This is a genomic window from Sorangium sp. So ce1014 (assembly GCF_051521505.1).
In the GTDB taxonomy this organism is placed as follows: domain Bacteria; phylum Myxococcota_A; class Polyangia; order Polyangiales; family Polyangiaceae; genus Sorangium.
In genome coordinates, this window is sequence record NZ_CP150356.1 from 5173800 (window position 1) to 5189206 (window position 15407).

Annotated in this window: 10 protein-coding genes and 1 tRNA gene; 4 read left to right on the forward strand and 7 right to left on the reverse strand. The window is 72.5% G+C overall.

Annotated features, from left to right (window positions below):
* Positions 1-11: 11 nt before the first annotated feature.
* A complete protein-coding gene (locus tag WME75_RS19685; RefSeq protein WP_437493044.1) occupies positions 12-1526 on the forward strand; it encodes a phytoene desaturase family protein in 1515 nt (504 codons plus the stop codon).
* A 27-nt stretch (positions 1527-1553) separates the two neighbouring features.
* On the opposite strand, the gene WME75_RS19690 is transcribed toward WME75_RS19685, so the two are convergent.
* Positions 1554-3254 carry a sigma 54-interacting transcriptional regulator gene (locus tag WME75_RS19690; RefSeq protein ID WP_437493046.1) on the reverse strand — a complete coding sequence of 567 codons (1701 nt, stop codon included), beginning with the start codon at positions 3252-3254 and terminating at the stop codon, positions 1554-1556.
* Positions 3255-3601: 347 nt separating this feature from the next.
* Positions 3602-4576 (reverse strand): hypothetical protein, encoded by a 975-nt coding sequence (locus WME75_RS19695; RefSeq protein WP_437493048.1) that lies wholly within the window; start codon positions 4574-4576, stop codon positions 3602-3604.
* Positions 4577-4878: 302 nt separating this feature from the next.
* Between WME75_RS19695 and WME75_RS19700 the strand changes: the two genes are divergently transcribed.
* The gene (locus WME75_RS19700; protein ID WP_437493050.1) at positions 4879-6387 is read left to right on the forward strand and encodes an alkaline phosphatase family protein; all 1509 of its coding nucleotides are present in this window, start codon (positions 4879-4881) and stop codon (positions 6385-6387) included.
* Positions 6388-6447: 60 nt separating this feature from the next.
* A complete protein-coding gene (gene murJ, locus WME75_RS19705) occupies positions 6448-8103 on the forward strand; it encodes a murein biosynthesis integral membrane protein MurJ (RefSeq protein ID WP_437493052.1) in 1656 nt (551 codons plus the stop codon).
* Here the strand turns inward: murJ and WME75_RS19710 are convergent.
* Positions 8072-8692: a protein-tyrosine phosphatase family protein gene (locus tag WME75_RS19710; RefSeq protein ID WP_437493054.1), complete on the reverse strand. Its 621-nt coding sequence runs from the start codon at positions 8690-8692 to the stop codon at positions 8072-8074. The two genes, murJ and WME75_RS19710, sit on opposite strands and share 32 nt — an antisense overlap.
* A gap of 132 nt (positions 8693-8824) precedes the next feature.
* Between WME75_RS19710 and WME75_RS19715 the strand changes: the two genes are divergently transcribed.
* On the forward strand, positions 8825-10519 hold the full coding sequence (locus WME75_RS19715; RefSeq protein ID WP_437493056.1) for a L,D-transpeptidase: 1695 nt from the start codon (positions 8825-8827) through the stop codon (positions 10517-10519).
* A 62-nt stretch (positions 10520-10581) separates the two neighbouring features.
* Here the strand turns inward: WME75_RS19715 and WME75_RS19720 are convergent.
* From WME75_RS19720 to WME75_RS19735, 4 genes are all read right to left on the reverse strand, one after another.
* Positions 10582-10658, reverse strand: a tRNA-Met gene (locus WME75_RS19720).
* 144 nt (positions 10659-10802) lie between these two features.
* A complete protein-coding gene (locus WME75_RS19725; protein ID WP_437493058.1) occupies positions 10803-12191 on the reverse strand; it encodes an energy transducer TonB family protein in 1389 nt (462 codons plus the stop codon).
* A 67-nt stretch (positions 12192-12258) separates the two neighbouring features.
* Positions 12259-13062 (reverse strand): TatD family hydrolase, encoded by an 804-nt coding sequence (locus tag WME75_RS19730; RefSeq protein WP_437493060.1) that lies wholly within the window; start codon positions 13060-13062, stop codon positions 12259-12261.
* 8 nt (positions 13063-13070) lie between these two features.
* Entirely contained in the window at positions 13071-15344 is a 2274-nt protein-coding gene (locus WME75_RS19735) for a PrkA family serine protein kinase (RefSeq protein ID WP_437493062.1), read from the reverse strand.
* Positions 15345-15407: the final 63 nt, after the last annotated feature.

Here is a 15407-nt window from a genome sequence, read left to right on the forward strand (position 1 = left end):
CGCAGACGACGATGCAGAGCGGAGACCCTGATGCGATCGTGGTGGGCGCGGGACCGAACGGCCTCGCCGCGGCGGCGTACCTCGCCCGCGCGGGCTTCTCGGTGCTCGTGCTCGAGGCCGAGCAGGAGCCGGGCGGCGCCGTGCGGACGCGCGAGGTGACGCTCCCGGGGTTTCACCACGATCTCGGCGCGGCGTTCTTCCCCTTCGGGCAGACGAGCCCCGCGCTGCTGCCGCTCGACCTGCCGGGGGCCGGCCTCGTCTGGCGGCACGCGCCGATCGACAGCGCTCACCCGGCGCCCGATGGGACCTGCGCCTCGATCGCGCGGGACGTCGACGCGACGGCGAGGTCGCTCGGCGAGGACGGCCCCGCGTGGCGCCGGATCGCCGGCTGGCACGCGGCCACACGCGAGCGGCTGCTGAACGCGCTCCTGGCCACGCCGCCGGCCCTCGGGGCGCTGCTCCGCTTCGGGCCCCTCAACCTGCTCCGCCTCGCGCAGGTGGCCCTCTCGAGCGGCCGCGGCTTCTCGACGCGCACCTTCCGGACCGAGGCGGCCCGGCGGGTGATCCCCGGCCTCGCCCTCCACACCGACGTGGGCCCGGAGGATCCGTGCGGCGCGATCGTCGGCTTCATGCTCACCCTGCTCGCCTCGAGCGGCGGCTTCGCGGTGCCCGAGGGCGGCGCCGGCGCGATCACGCGCGCCCTGCTCCGGCGCGTCGAGGAGCGCGGCGGCAGCCTCCGCTGCGGCGCCCGGGTCGAGCAGATCATCGCCAGGCAGGGACGGGCGGCCGCGGTCCGGCTCGCGGACGGGGAGGAGATCCGCGCGCGCCGCGCGATCGTCGCCGACGTCGCGGCGCCGACGCTCTACCTCCGCCTGCTCGCGGCAGAGCTCGTCCCCGCCCGGGTCCAGCGCGCCATGCGCCGGTTCCGCCAGGGGTTCGGCACCTTCAAGATGGACTGGGCGCTCGACGGCCCGGCGCCGTGGTCCCACGAGGACGCCGCGCGCGCCGCGGTCGTGCACGCGGGCGACAGCCTCGACGATCTCGCCGAGTTCACGCGGCAGGTGCGCGCCGGCGCGCTCCCCGAGCACCCGTACCTCGTGATCGGGCAGCAGTCGCTGGCCGATCCGACCCGCGCGCCGGCCGGGCGCCACACCCTGTGGGCCTACTCGCGCGTCCCCTCCTCCATCGACGGCGGCTGGGCGTCCTCGCGCGAGCGCTTCGCCGACCGCATCGAGGCGCGGATCGAGGAGCTCGCCCCCGGCTTCCGGCAGCGGATCCTCGCCCGGAAGATCTGGGCGCCGGACGACCTGGAGGCGATGGACGCAAACCTCATCGGCGGCGATCTCGGCGGCGGCTCGGCCGACATCCGGCATCAGCTCTTCTTCCGGCCGGTGTTCCCCTACTTCCGCTACCGAACGCCGGTCCGCGGCCTCTACCTGGGCTCGTCCTATGCGCACCCCGGCGCCGGGGTCCACGGCGCCTGCGGGCGCAACGCCGCCCTGGCGGTGCTGGAGGACGAAGGCTGAGCCGCCGGCGCTCCGCCCGTTCGAGTCCTACTTCGACCGCGAGGGCGGGCCGTCCCGGTAATCGGAGCGCTTCAGGCCCTGGCTGGCGATCTTCTCCTGGAGCGTGCGCAGCGGCATCCTGAGCCGCCGCGCCGCCATCGCCAGGTTGCCGTTGGTCGCGCGGAGGGCCTCGAGGATGATCTCGGCCTCCAGGCGGTCCATCTGCGCCTTGAGCCCGATCATCGGCGCGGAGCTGGGCGGCGCGATCTCGACGAAAGGCCGGTCCGGCGGCGGCGGCGTGGAGCGCTTGCGCGCCGCGAGGGCGTTGATGCTCTCCGGCAGGTCGAGCGCAGTGATGACGTTTCCCCTCGCGATGACGACGGCGCGCTCGATGGCGCTGCGCAGCTCGCGCACGTTGCCGGGCCAGGGATACTGCTCCAGCAGCGCGAGCGTCTCCGGATCGAGCGAGCGCACGTTGCGCCGGTGCGCTTCGTTCGCCTGCCGGAGGAAGCGCTGTGCCAGCGGCCCGATGTCCTCGCGCCGCTCGCAGAGCGGAGGGATACGCAGCGGCACCGCGTTGAGCCGGTAGAGCAGGTCCGAGCGGAACGTGCCCGCATCGCACATCGCCTCGAGATCGCGGTACGTGGTCGCGACGATCCGCACGTCCACCTCGATCTCGCTGGTCGATCCGATGCGGCTCATGCGACCGGTATCGAGGAGGCGCAGCAGCGCGGCCTGGGAGGAAGGCGGGAGATCGCCCACCTCGTCGAGCACCACGGTGCCGCCCGCGCACGTCTCGAAGACGCCCTCCTGCGCCTGGGTGGCGCCCGGGAAGGCGTCGGCCTCGTGGCCGAAGAGCGTGCTCTCCAGGAGCTGCGCGGGCACGCCGCTGCAACCGACGCGGACCATGTGCTTCCTGTGGCGCGGGCCGGCCTCGTGGATCAGACGCGCGAGCACGTCCTTGCCGGTCCCCGACTCGCCCTGGAGCAGCACGGGTGCGGACGAGCGCGCGAGGCGCATGGCGGTCTCGAGCACCGGCCGCATCGCGGGGCTGCGCATCACGAGCCCCTCGTCGTTGACCGCGCGCACGCCGCCCGCCGGCGTCGGCCCGCCCATCAGGTTGTCGACGTTCGGCAGCTCTCTCCGTTCCAGGGCGCCGCGGCGCCCGTCCAGCGCGTCGAGGTTGAGCACCGGCAGCTCGGCGCTCGCGATGACGCGCAACGACGCCGTGATCTCCCCGAGCACCACCTCGTCGCCGGGCTTCAGGGTGCCCTGCTCCACGCGCTGCCCGCTCAGAAAGGTGCCGTTCGTCGAGCCGAGATCCTCGATGAGCACGTCGCCGCTCTGGAACGTGAAGCGCGCGTGGCGCCGCGACAGGCTGCGCTCGGGGATCGCGACGTCGGCGCTCGGATCGCGACCCACGACGACCCCGACCCCGTCGGTCAGCCGCACCGTCTCGGCGCCGTGCCGGTGGTAGATGATGAGCAGCACGTGCGGCTCGGTCCCGCGCTCGCGGCTCAGCTGCTTCAGCGCGTCACGGACCTGCGACATGGCGATCGGATCCGTCACGCCCAGCTGCGAATCGGGCTGGGCCTCCTGTGCGTCAGGATCCTCGGTCGGCGCGAATGGCTGTGCGACCGCGGTCTCCGCCGGCGACGCGTCGCCGCGATGCCCCTCCTCGGGCGCGCCCGGCTCACGGACGTCCGGCGAAGGTAGACTCCTCGGAGCGGCCGGACGCGAGTGATTCATGCGTTCTCTCTCAGTGCGTGCCCGAGGAACCCCCGGCACCGGATGCTGGCCCGCGAACCCTGCTCGCGCTCATCCTTTATCCTGTGACCATAAGCCGCAGGTAGGCCAGCGCGCAAGGCGCGAGCAGTCGTTCGTCGGCTCGTCCGCGGCCAGCGCGGCCAGCGGCTCACCCGGCCACACCGCGCTCCACCTCTATCTCGCCCCGGTCTCTCCCCTCTCCCACTCTCCCCACTCCCGTGTCCCGTCGCTCGCGCCTCGCTCCCCTTTGCCGCCGCCTTCTTTCTCGTTCGTTTCAGCAGCGTGCCGCCTCGGGCAGCTCCCCTGTGCAGGCCGCCTCGATGCTCTGCTCAGGCGCCGCGCGCGGCATGCTCGCCAGAGCCGGGGGGTCGCGCGGAGGGCGTGGCCGGATCTTCGGCGCGGCAGTGCGCGTCGAAGCGTGAGCACGGGATGTCCTCGATCGGCGGGAGCTCCGCGTAGCCACGAGGGCCGGCGATCTCGTTGAAGCAGCGACCGAGCCAACCTGGGATCACGAGCGCGTAGGTGCGCGCGAGCCGCCTTCGATCGTCCAGGGTGCGCAGCATCGCGTGGTAGGTGACCTCGCCATAGGTCGCCTTGAAGGCGGCCGCCTGCTCAGGACGCGCGAGCCAGCTCATGACGCCGGCGCGATCCGCTTCCGGATGGAACTGGACCGCCTCGACCCCCGGCGCGACCTGCAGCCCGAGAATCGCCCGGCCCTTGGAGATCCCGTCACGGCTCTCGCGGGCGAGGAGCTGGCCCCCGAGGGAGCCCAGGCGGCGCTCGTCGAGGTTCACCGCTTCCCAGTTGCGGTGCTCGAAGGCGAAGAGACGATCGCCGAACGGAGACAGCAACGGGTGCTGCTGGCCGACCGGGGTCGTGTAGATAGGCATGACCCCGAACTTGCGATCGGCGCGCGGCACGACGTCGGCCAGCCGGTAGTGATGGACGACGAGCTCGAACGAATAGCAGATCGCGAAGAGCGCTCGCCGCTCCGCGCCCCCCTGGACCGCCGACTCGACCACGCCGTCCAGCAGGCGCGCGAAGTCGAGCGTCCACGGCTCACCCTCTCCATCGAACGGAGAGCCGGGGCCCCCCGAGGAGAGGTACAGATCACAGTCCGTAGGGATGGGTGTGTTGGTGTCCCGGGGAGACGCCTCGACAACCTCGCAAAATACGCCCGGATTGTGCCCCTGGACACGCTCGAAGAACGTTGCGGCAAGCCCGCGCAGGCAGCGCATCGCCTGGTTCACGTGGCCATTGTTCATGTCCACGATGCAAAGCCGGAGCGGTCTCAGCGGCCTCATCGACCGGCCGTTCTCGACGGTATGTATCCCGGCGGGCGTAGGTGGGAGCGGATTCGAGCTCATCGGAAGTGGACAGAGTGCAAACGTCGGCCCCCGCGTTTCTACCCATATCACCGTGTTGACCTCGCGAAAAGAAAGGTTTTCTTGGTTACGTGGGCAGTCGTGCGGGTGTGCACGAAAGGTCACGTGGGTCACGCGGCGGTTGCTCGGCGGTTACTCAGGGGTACGCGCGGGGCATTGTTGAATCGAGGGCAGACCAAAAGTCCTTCCTCGGCCCCGCGTTCCTGGGGATCCTGTGTGTGATGAAAAAACAGAATGTACTGCCGCGTGAGCCGCTGACTCGACGCCATGTGCTGACAGGGCTCGGCGCAGCGGTCGGCGCCGCGACCTTCGGATGCACCGCCACGGAGAGCGCGACGATGCTCGGGAACGTCGGTTCGAGCACGGATAGCTCGGGCGGAAGCGACGGATCCGGCGGCGCAGGGGGAACGGGCGGCTCGGGACAGGCGGGAGCGGGCGGCGTAGGCGGCGTTCCTGCGGATCGCTGCGCCGACACGGGAGGCCTGAGCCCCGCAGAGCTGCTCGCGCCCATCAGCACCATCGTCGTCCTCTGTATGGAGAACCGCTCGTTCGACCACTACCTCGGCTCGCTGCGGCTGAAGGAGGGCAGGCGGATCGACGGCCTGACAGGGAACGAGTCGAACCGAGCGCCGGACGGCGCGCGGATCTCGCCCTTCCAGCTCGACAACTTCACGCCCGTCGACCCGCCGCACAGCTGGGAAGCGGCCCACGCGCAGTGGAATCAAGGGATGAACGACGGGTTCGTCGCCGCCCACGCAGGGCCGGATCAGCGCGACGTGATGGGCTACCACGTGCGAGAGCACCTGCCGATCCTCTACGCGCTCGCCGACGCGTCGGCGATCTGCGAGCGCTGGTTCTGCTCGGTGCTCGGACCGACCTGGCCCAACCGCTTCTTCCTGCACGGCGCCACGTCGAGGGGCGTCTCCAGGAACGTGCCGGTCACCGGCTTCACGAGCGTGTTCGAGCTGCTGAGCGACGCGGGGATCTCGAGCAGGAACTACTACCATGACGTGCCGTGGTGCTCGGGGGCGTACTTCAAGTTCAAGGGCGTCTCCGGGATCGAGCGCTTCTTCGAGGACGCGGCCGCGGGGCTCCTCCCCGCGTTCTCCGTCATCGATCCCCAGTTCTTCGGCGCCACCGCGAACGACGATCACCCCGACCACGACGTGCAGCTCGGGCAGGTGCTCATCGCCAGCATCTACAACGCGCTCGCGAGGAGCCCGCAGTGGGGTCAGTGCCTCTTCGTGATCACCTACGACGAGCACGGAGGCTTCTTTGACCACGTCGCGCCGCCCACGGCGACGGACGACGATCCGCTGTTCTCCCAGCTCGGGTTCCGGGTCCCGTCGATCGTCGCGGGCCCGTTCGTCCGGAGAGGCTGCGCGGTGAGCACCGTGCTCGACCACGCGTCGGTGATCCGCACGCTGGAGGCGCGCTTCGATATCCCCACGCTGAACGCGCGCTCCGGCGGGGCGAACGATCTGTCGTGCTGCATCGACCCGGCGCTCCTCCGCGATCCTCAGGACCCGATCCTCCTGCCCACGGTCGAGATCTCCCTGTCGCAGCTGCGCTCGCGGACCGAGACCGGGATCTCCCAGCCGGAGCTGTGGGAGGCCGCGGAGCGTGGGCTCATCCCGCGGCACCTGGATCGCCGGAGCGAGGGTCCGGACATCGCGCGGCGGGTGCTGGCGCACGCGGAGCGGATCGGCGCCGCGAGGCTCAGGGACTGACTCGCCGGCCAGCCGGCGCCGAGGTCGCACGGGGGCGGGAGGTCTGATAGAAGCGCCGCCGTGCCGCCCGACCTCGATCCGCCCGCCGCCACGCAGGCAGGGACCGCGCCGGCGAGCGCGGCCCCGGGCGCCCCCGCGGCGACCGGCGCGCGCCGGCCGGCCGCTGGACAGGAGGCGGCGCCGGGCGCGGCGCGGTCGTCGGCGATGGTCACCGCGGGGATCATCCTCTCGCGGCTCGTCGGGCTGATCCGCCAGCGGGTGACAGCGCACTTCTTCGGCACATCCGAGCTCGCCGACGTGCTCGCCGCGGCGTTCCGCGCGGGGAACATCACCCAGAACCTCCTCGGCGAGGGGACGCTCTCGGCGACGTTCATCCCGGTCTATGCGCGCCTCCGGGCGGCCGACAACGCGCGCCGCGCGGCGCACTTTGCGCTCTCCGCGCTCGGGCTCCTGCTCGTCGCCGCCGCGGCCGCGTCGATCGTCGGCGTGATCGCGGCGCCGTGGCTGTCCTTCCTGGTCGCGGCAGGCTTCGACGAGGACAAGCTCGCGAGCACGACGCGGATCGTCCGGATCATCTTCCCGATGACTGGCCTGCTCGTGCTGTCGGCGTGGGGGCTCGGCGTGCTGAACGCGCACCGGCGGTTCTTCCTCCCCTACGCCGCGCCCGTCGCGTGGAGCGCCGCCCAGATCGCGGGGCTGCTCGTGTGCGGGGCGTGGCTCGGGATGCGCGGGGAGCCGCTCGCCGAGGCGCTCGCGTGGAGCGCGCTCGCCGGCGCCGCGCTGCAGCTCGCGCTGCTGCTCCCCTCGGCGCGCTCGCTGCTCGGCGGGCTGAAGCCGCGCCTAGACACGCGCGACCCGAGCGTCCGGGAGGCGGGCGAGAAGCTGCCCGCCGCGCTGCTCGGCCGCGGGATCATCCAGGTCTCCGGGCTCGTCGACACGCTCCTCGTGAGCTTCCTCGGCGCCGGCGCGAACGCGGCATTCAACTACGCGCAGACGATCTACCTGTTGCCGATGAGCATCCTCGGCACCGGGGAGGCCGCGGTGGCGCTGCCCGAGATGGCGCGCGACACGGCCGAGGCGGACGTCGCGCGGCGCAACGAGGCGCTGGCGCGCCGCCTCGGAGCGTCGCTCGCGCGGATCACCGTGCTGACCGTGCCGGCGACGGCCGTGTTCATGGTGCTCGGGCGGGAGCTCATCACGCTGCTGCTGCAGACCGGGACGTTCGATCGGGCGTCGACCGCGCGGGTCGAGCCGCTCGTGTGCGCCTACGGGCTCGCGCTGCTCGGGAACGCCGCGGGGCGCGTGCTGATCACCGCCTCGTTCGCGCTGGGGGACACGAGGACGCCGGCGCGCTACGCGCTCTATCGCGTGGTCGTCAGCACCGTCGTCGCGCTCCTCCTGATGCAGCGGCTCGACGTGCTCGGCGTGGTGCTCGGCGCCGTCGTCGCGGGGTGGGTCGAGGCGATCGCCCTCGCGCTCCGCTTGCGGCGCGAGATCGGCGGGCTCGGGCTGGATCAGGTCCGGATCGGCCGCGTCGCCGCGCTCACGGCGGTCTCGGTCGGCTGCGGCGTGGCGCTGAGGGCCGCGCTGCCGGAGGCGCTCGTCGCCACGCCGTGGGGCGCCGCGCTCGTCCTCGCGGGATGCGGCGGGGGCTTCGCGCTCGCGGCGCCCGCGCTCGGGCTCTTCAGCCTGAGGTCCCTGCTGCGCAGGAGGTGATCGCGGGCGGCGACGCGCGCTCGCTGGCCTCCGGTTGCGCGCGGTGCCAGGCGACGTACCGCTCGACGAACTCGCGCTGCACCCGGCGCAGCGCGACGCGCGGGCGCTGCCGCTCGAGCAAGGCGATCGCCTCGCCGATCTCGAGGCCACCACGCGTGGCGAGGTAGCAGAGCGCGAGCGTGACGCTCCGCCCGACGCCGCTCGCGCAGTGGACGTGGACGCGATGGCCAGCGCCGAGATGGCGCTCGAGGAACGCCACGCCGCGCGCGGCCTCCTCGATCGTGGGGGCGCACATGTCCCAGCAGGGGATGCGCAGGTACTCGACCCCCGCCGCGCGCAGGGCGAGCACCGGATCGTAGAGCTCGCGCGACACGTTGATCACCGCGCGGACCTCGAGGCGGCGGAGCTCGGCGACGTCGCCGGGGAGGAGAAATCCGCCGATCAGGAGGTTCGGGCTCACCCACGTGCGCCACGGGTGCCGCGGTCGGAACGACGCGGTGGCGCGGCGCAGCGCCAGGAATGCATAGAAAACCACGGCATAGGGCGCGAGCAGGAGGACCACCAACGCGGGGCGGAGGCGCACGCGCATCTCATGGCGTCGTCGCTCGAACGGCGCCAGCGGCCGGGCGGCACGCGCGCGGGCGATGCGCATGTCGCGCACGCACGCAGGCGGCGCCCTGGAACTTGGCCCATGGCGCGCAAGTCGGGCATGCGTCGGCCGATGCCGCTCGCTTCCCTGCCGACGGAGCTCTCCCGGCCGGTCTCGCCTCCGGACCTCCGGGCGCCGCTGACCCGCGCGCCACGACGCTCCGGGGGCGGTGCCCGGCCGCGTCTTCTCGACGGGCTCGCAGGCCTGGTCGTCGTGCTGGCCATGTCCGGTTGCAAGGCGGCAGGCGCATCGGTGGAGCTGTCGAAGGACGAAGCGGGCGACGGCGGCGAGCTCGAGGTCGTCGCGCTGCCCGCGGACGGGCCCAAGCTGATCGCGCTCCGCGCGGGGACGCCCGTGCTCGCGCGCCCGCAGTCAGGCGCGCGCAGGCTCGGAGAGCTCTATCCCGGCGCCGCCGTCGTGCGGTCCGCGGAGCCGTACGGACGCGCGGGGTGCAGCGGAGGGTGGTACGCCATCCGCCCCCGCGGCTTCGTCTGCGCGGGCGACGGCGCGACGCTGCACACCGACGCGGTCGCGGTGCTGCCGGCGCCGCCCGATCTGTCGCGACCCCTCCCCTACCGCTACGGGCGCGCGCGGACCCAGGGAACCCCGGCGTACTTCGGGGTGCCGAGCAGCGAGGAGCTGCGGCACGCCGAGCCGGATCTCGAGCGCCATCTCGAGCGCGTCCAGCGCAGCGACACGCAGCTCGGCGCGTCGGCCAACGACGTCCCGCTGGATGAGCGCGGCGTCGCCACCGGACCGCCGGTGCTGCTGCCGCAGCGAGACGGCGTCGGCGAGGACGGGCGGAGGACCGAGGCCGGATACTTCCTCTTCCCGCTCGCCGACGCGATCGCGCCGCTCCCATCCCTCGCCGCGCTCGGCATCGAGCTCGGCGCGAAGGACGGCGCGCCCGTCGATCTGCGCTCCGCGATGAAGACGGTGGCGCTGCGCAAGGGCAGCGGGGTCGCGATCACCCGCACCTTCACGGCGGGAGAGAGCGACGGCCGCAGGCTCGGCGTGACGCCGGACGGTCGGCTCATCCCGACCGATCGGCTGCAGGCCGCGCTCGGCTCGCCGTGGCACGGCCTCGACGTCGAGAAGGTCGGGCTGCCCGTGGCGTTCGTGCATCGCCACGACGTCAACACGTGGTCGATCGGCCGCGGCAAGGCGACTCCCGACGAGGACGAGCTCGAGCGGCACACGGGCGTGCCGCTCACGGGCAAGTTCAGGACGGTGGCCGGCGTCCGCTTCGAGGAGGCGCGCGACGGCTTCTGGCTGCGCTCTCAGGATCTCGTCGTCATCGTGCGGCGCGCCAAGCTCCCCGAGTTCGCCAAGGGCTCGCAGCGCTGGCTCGATGTCAGCCTGGCCAACCAGACCCTGACGGCTTACGAGGGGCAGAAGCCGATCTACGCCACGCTGATCTCTTCCGGACGCGATCAGCTCCGCGATCCCGCATCGAGCGCGTCCACGGCGCGCGGCACGTTCCGCGTGCGGAGCAAGCACGTGACGCGCAACATCGACCCGCGCGAGGTGGCCGACAGCTTCGACGTCGCCGACGCCCCCTGGGTGATGGACTTCGCGCCGGGCCACGCGATCACCGGCATGTACTGGGGCGCCGGGGTCGGCGAAGCGCAAGGCTTCCACGACATCGCGCTGACGCCCGTCGATGCGCGGCGCATCTTCCTGTGGGCCGAACCGGCGCTCCCCGACGGCTGGCACGCCGTGCACAGCAGCAGCGAGGAAGGATCCCTCGTCCACGTCCGACCTTGAGGAGTTCGTCGCAAACGCTGGCCCTGAGGTCAGGGAGGCCAGCGGCCGACTGTCACCATTGCTGGTGCCGAAGGAGGGACTCGAACCCCCGACCCGGCGCGTATGAAACGCCTGCTCTGGCCAGCTGAGCTACTTCGGCAAAAGTGAGGGCGGACTAGTACCGCCCCGTTCCCAGCCTGTCAAGCGATGTCTTGCCCTTGCGAGCCCGCCGTCGACACGCGTCGGTCGGGGCGTCGGGCTCATCGATCGCATCGATCGCATCGATCGCATCGATCGCATCGACTCATCGATCGCGGGCGGGGTGCTTCGGCAGGACGGCGGGGTTCCTCGCCTCGAACGGCATCGACCACCGAAAGCTCTCGCCGAGCTCGGGCGGCACCGGCGGGTACGGCGCGCCGCGCAGCACCGCGCGCCGGCAGTTCTCGTCGAACTCGGGGATGCCGCTCGGCCGCGTCACCGACGCGCTCTCCACCGTCCCGTCCGCGCGGATCACGAACGTCACGATCACGGTCCCCTGGAGCCCCTCACCCGCAGCCCATTTGGGGAACGCGTCAGCCCAGAGCGGGTGCAGCTTGGCCATGACCTGCCGCATGTAGAGGTTGCGCCGGCGATCGAGCGGGTCGTTGTCGAGCAGCCGGCCGCGCCCCGAGCCGAGCGCGCTGGAGCGCGCTCCGCGGCCCGCCACGCCGCCCGATCCGATCGCGCCCGGCCCCGCCTCTCCGCCCGGACCGAGCCCGCGCGCGCCACCGGCCGAGCTGGCATGAACGAGCGACTGGATCGCCGTCGCCACCTCCTGCTCGCTGTCGACCGTGTCGCTCGGGCGCCCCGCGACGTCGGCGGGGACCGAGGGCGTGCCCACGGCGACCCTCGGCCGCGCCAGCGGGACCGCCGCGCTGTCGCGATGATCCCCGCCGGACCGCCCGTCGCGCACGCCCAGCCCCGCGGACGTGCGCTCGCCGCCCTCCACGGCCCCGCCGACCGCGCGCGGGCTCGCTCCGAGGGACAGCGTCGCGCCGGGTGCGCCGGACACGTCGACCTCGCTCTCGACGCCCGCGGGCCGGGCAGCTGCGCCGAGCGCGCTGCCCCGACGCTCGGGCGCCCCGCCGTCGCGCGCCCCGACCGACGGATCGCGCTCGGCGGCGGCACGTCGCTCGGCCCGCCTGCCGACGCGGCCGCCCGCGAGGAACGTGAGCTCCATGGGCTCCCGGCTGGCTCGCCAGTCCTCGCGCGACGCGCGATGGGACGACGAGCGGATGCGCTGGATCTGGCTCCTGTCGAGGCGCGAGCGGACCTCGGGCGACAGGAAGGTCGCGTCGTCCCTGTCGGCGAGGTTCAGCGCGGGCAGCTCGGCCGCCTCGGTGCCGCCGCGGCCGCTCGTGCCCGTATCCGGCCGCGCCGCGGCTTCCCCTCCGCCGCGCGCCAGGCTCGCGGGCAGCTCGGGCGCGATCGCGGCGGCGCTGTCGAGCGTGCCGTCCGAGACCACGGGCAGGTCGATCTCGATCGACGCGCTCATCGCCGCCGGCGCTCCGACCGTGCGCGCGAGCGTCACCTCCCGCGCCGAGAGCGAGCCCGCGACGACCACCGCGCCTGCCCCGACGAGCCCGGCGTGGGCAGCGACGGAGAGCGCCCACGCGGATGCGATCCGGCGGCCGTCGCGTGACCTCTGCGCCATCGTCCTGTCACTATGCCTTGAAACTCGCACGAGGCGAGCCCGGAGGCGCCGCGGGCGCGGGCTCGTCTCAGGCGGTGAGCGAGGCGGACGCGTCGGCCTTCGGGAGCCGCAGCCGCCGGCGGGTGTTCTCCGCGGTGCGCGCGGCCAGCGCCTCGAAGGGCTCGCCCCGGAGCTCCGCGACGAAGCGGGCCGTGTGCAGAACGTGCCCTGGCTCGCACCGCTTTCCGCGGAACGGCACGGGCGCGAGGTAGGGGCTGTCGGTCTCGACAAGGATCCGGTCGCCGGGAGCCCACGCGGCGACCTCCTGGATCGCGCGCGCGCTCTTGAAGGTGACGATGCCGGAGAACGAGATATCGAAGTCGAGCGCGAGCGCCCGCTCGGCGAACGCGCGATCCTCGGAGAAGCAATGGATGATGCCGCCCACGTCGCTCGCCCCTGCGCGCTCCAGGATCGCGAGCGTGTCCTCCGGCGCCTCGCGCGTGTGGATGACGATCGGCTTCTCGACCCTCCGCGCGAGGGCGACGAGTTCGGCGAAGACGCGCTGCTGTGTGTCCCTGGGCGAGTGCATGTAGTGGTAGTCGAGGCCGATCTCGCCGACGGCCACGACCTCGGGGCGGCGCGCGAGCGCCTCGATCTCCGCGAGCATCCTGTCGTCCATGGCGGAGGCGTCGTGCGGATGGACGCCGACCGCGGCGTGCACGTCGGCGCGCCGCGCCGCGAGATCCGCGGCGAAGCGCGCCGCCGAGAGATCGGCGTCGACGCCGACGACCACGAACGCGTCGACGCCGGCGGCCCGCGCGCGGTCGAGGACGGCGTCCGCGCCCTCGCGAAAATGCTGCGGATCGACGTGGCAGTGTGAGTCGATGAGCATGCTTCAGCTCAGGTGACGAGCTCCGCGAAGCGCGCGCGGAGCAGCGCGCTCGCGGCGTCGAGCGCGCAGCGGTCGCAGTAGCCCATCCCGCGCAGCCGCTCCAGCGCGCGCGTCGCGTTCCTGCGCTCCTCCTCGCGCAGCTCACCCCAGCCCTTGTCGGACTTGCCGTCGCTCTGCGCGTCGCGGAGGAGCGCGACCAGGTCGCGGACGAGCAGCGCCACGCCCTTGCGCCGCTCCATGAACACCGCCTCCCGCACCTTGCGGATCTGCTGCGGGAACACGACCGCGTTCACGATCTTCTGGCCCGGGTGGTCGATGGCCCACGCGGCGATCGCCGAGATCAAACCGCGCCGGTGATCGTCGTGCTTCGTGCGGACGCCGAGCAGCGCCTCCACCTCGCGCATCATGCGCTCGTCCGGGTTCTCGAAGTCGCCGGTGTGCGGGTTCCGGATCTTCTCCCCCTTCACCCAGACGCCGACGTGGGAGATGTACCGATCGAACAGCTCGGCGTAGCGGGTCTCGTCGACGAGGCCGCTGGCCGTCCGCATCTCCTCCTCGAGCGTGTCGAGCAGGCGCGTGCGCACGACCTCGCGGAAGAGCCGGTGGTCGTGGTAGCCGCCCGCGAGCTGCTTCTCCTTGAGCCAGTCGTACTCCGCCTGCCGCTTGCAGAGCGCGTCGAGCTCCGACAGCACGGCGAACGGCGAGAGGCACGCGTGATCCACGCTCTGCGCCGCGTCGAGCAGGAGCGACCGCACCTCGCGCGGCGAGACGCCGAGCCGCCCCTCGAAGTCCACGGACGCATCGCTCTCGTGGTAGATGGCCTCGATGCCCGCGCGCAGGACCTTCTGCGCCTCGACGTCAAACCGCTCCGGCGCCGTTCCCGTCGCGAACAGCTCCATCTTCTCGACGGCGGTGAGGCTCGAGACGAGCGGCGCGAGCGCGTCGGGGTACCGCTTCGCCTCCGGCTGACGCATGCGGGTGAGCACGGCGAACTGCGCGGCGACGCGCGTCGCGTGCGGGGCGACGTGGCGGGTCACGAACGGGACGATCTGCGCGTCGTAGATCGTCTGCTCGTCGAGGTAGCTCCGGAGATAGGGCGCGCGCAGGAACTCGAAGCGCCCGCGGAAGCTCGGGAACTCCGGGTGCTCCCGGAAGGCGTTGAGGTGCACGTCGTTGGCGCTGCCGATCATGACGACGTTCGTCTGCACCGTCTGCTGCGGAAGGCTGACCTCGCCCGTCTCCAGCGTGAGCTGGAGGTAGCGGAAGGCGTCGAGCGGGCGCTTCAGGAGATCGCTGAACTCGAGCACGCCCCCGGCGGCCTCGATGAGCTCGCCGTGCGCCTCGAAGAGCGTCGTGGCCTGAAGCGAGGTCGGGAGCGAGGCGAGCGAGCGATCTGCCGTGATCTGCCGCTCGCCGGCGTCGACCGAGAGCTCCGGACCGATCGTGACGGCGCCGACGCGGTAGTGGCGCGAGATGAAGTACCGCTCGACCTGGACGTGCCGCAGCGTCTCGACGAGCGAGCCGCCGCTCGCCACGAGGAGCGCCTCGAAGACCTGCTGGTTCTTGTGGGACAGCTTGCCGCTCATCAGCCACTCGGGCGGCGGCTCCGCCGCGCCGGCGTCCTCGTAGAGCTTCAGGATGAGCACCCGCCGCTCGCGCACCGGGAGCAGGAAGAGCGGGTGGTCCCTGAGCTCGATCACGAGCCGGGCGTCGATCTGATCGTCCTCGAGGTGGGCGTAGCTCGTGCCGTCCGCGGCGCTCGCCTTCACGTCGCCGCCGAAGCCGATCGAGCCGCGCATCGTCTTGCGGCTCGGGAACACCCAGTGGAAGCGGTACACGGCGCCCTCGTCGAGCGTCGAGTAGTGCTCCAGGGCGCGCAGCATGCAGGCGGCGAGCGTGCTCTTCGCCGATCCGTTCGGCCCGTGCATCAGGACGAGCCGGTTGGCCCTGCCCTCGCGCACGAAGTTGCAGAGCACCCGGTAGACCTCGGCCTGGAGCTCTTCGTGTCCGATCAGCGCGAAATCCCGCCCGTGGTAGGCGGCCGACGCCGTCGCGCCCTGCTGCTCCGGCCCGGTCGGAGGGAGCTCCCACGGGAGATCGAACAGCTGGAAGCGCGTCAGCTCACCCCAGGGCTTCTTGATCGTCCGCGTGCCGAAATGATCAAACATGTCGCGGACGTAGCGAGCCGCGTCGCGCCCGAAGCGGACCGGATTGGAAGCGAACAGCTCGAGGTACTGCTGGAAGGAGAGGACCCGCTGCTCCTCGCTGAAGCGCCGGGCCATCGATGAGGCGATGGTGTCGAGCTCGGAGAGGGCCTTTCGGGCCCGCTCGGCTGCACTGCCTTG